A 1,194-nucleotide genomic window follows, 5' to 3' on the forward strand; every position below is an offset into this window, starting at 1 on the left:
ATTTCATAGGCACGCCGTGCAAGAAGGGGCGTGGGATGTATTTTTGCAAAGCTGGGGTGTGGGCAGCTGCGCCGAGCTAAACATAAAAGAGCTCGTAAACGTGCTAGCGGTAATGGACGGCAAGGCCACTCCTCGCAGATTTGAGAGCGCAGCGACCGCTCCGCAAGTGTTTGCCATAAGAAACGCATGGCAAAGCGTAGCGGTAAACGTAAGCGAAACTGCGCTGCTAGCCTTTGTAGGGCGCATCATTAAGCAGCCTTGCGCCGATGTGTCAAAGCTAAGTAAAAAGCAAGCATCCTGGGTTATTGCCGCTCTTAGGAAAATGAGGGAGGCTAGATAGTGTTTTGCCCGAAGTGCGCACACGAAAAAACCGCCGTGCTAAAAACCATAAAGGGGCTAAAAAATATCCGTATGCGCCGCTGCGAAAAATGCGGCTATACCTGGATTACTGAAGAAAAACCGCTTAAAGATAAAGATCTGGCGGGTTACGTAGAGTATATTGACGAGATAGATAAAAAGGCATAAAAGGTTTAAAATCCACCTAAATTTGGTGAATTTAAAAGGTAAAAAATGAGAAATTTAGCTAGATCCTTAATAAGATTTAAAATTTTAAAAGCAAAGGGCGAGGTAGAAGCCTTGTTGCAAAACTACTCACAGACGCAAAGACAGAGGCTGGAGCAGATCTTAGATGAAATCGTAGCTCTTGGCACGCAAGAAACGGACGCGCCTACGTTAAAAAAGCTACTCTTAGATAAAGCTGCAAGTGCAAATATCGAGGTTAGCCCACAAGATTTAGAAAGCATATATATCATCCTTGCGCAAAAGGTGAGCAAAAAGCTTGCCGTAGCGGCTGCGGGGCACATTAAAGAAGCCGTTAAATTTAGCTTTGACACCGTCGATGCCGAAGCGATCGAGGCTATGCGCAAGGGATTTTATTGGATGGGCAAAGAATACAACGAAAGGCTGCAGAATAGGCTAAAAGATATTATCGAGCGGGTTTTTAAAGCAGAGATTGCAAACGAGGAGGTAGGCTCCGCACTGAAAGAGGAGTTCGGCTCCATTATAAACGCAGATGAGAGCTATTTTAAAGGAGTAGCCGATCATATCGCACTTCAGGCACAAAACGTAGCCGCCGTGACGCAAGGAAGCAAATACGGCGTGCAATTTTACAAGGTGCTTGCGATCTTGGACGAT

At 45.7% G+C, this 1,194-nt stretch carries 2 protein-coding genes and 1 pseudogene; all 3 read left to right on the top strand.

The genetic code is table 11. The features are described from left to right. A partial coding sequence (locus Q0257_RS00525) for a phage protein GemA/Gp16 family protein (protein ID WP_298020203.1) occupies window positions 1-340 on the top strand: 340 nt, incomplete at its 5' end. Beyond that, complete coding sequence (locus Q0257_RS00530; protein WP_297964095.1) at window positions 340-525, top strand: hypothetical protein; 186 nt, start codon at window positions 340-342, stop codon at window positions 523-525. The genes Q0257_RS00525 and Q0257_RS00530, both read left to right, overlap by 1 nt. Before the next feature lie 45 nt (window positions 526-570). Continuing rightward, window positions 571-1,194: pseudogene (locus Q0257_RS00535) on the top strand (hypothetical protein); the annotation flags it as partial.

It is taken from the genome of uncultured Campylobacter sp. (assembly GCF_938018035.1).
In the GTDB taxonomy this organism is placed as follows: domain Bacteria; phylum Campylobacterota; class Campylobacteria; order Campylobacterales; family Campylobacteraceae; genus Campylobacter_B.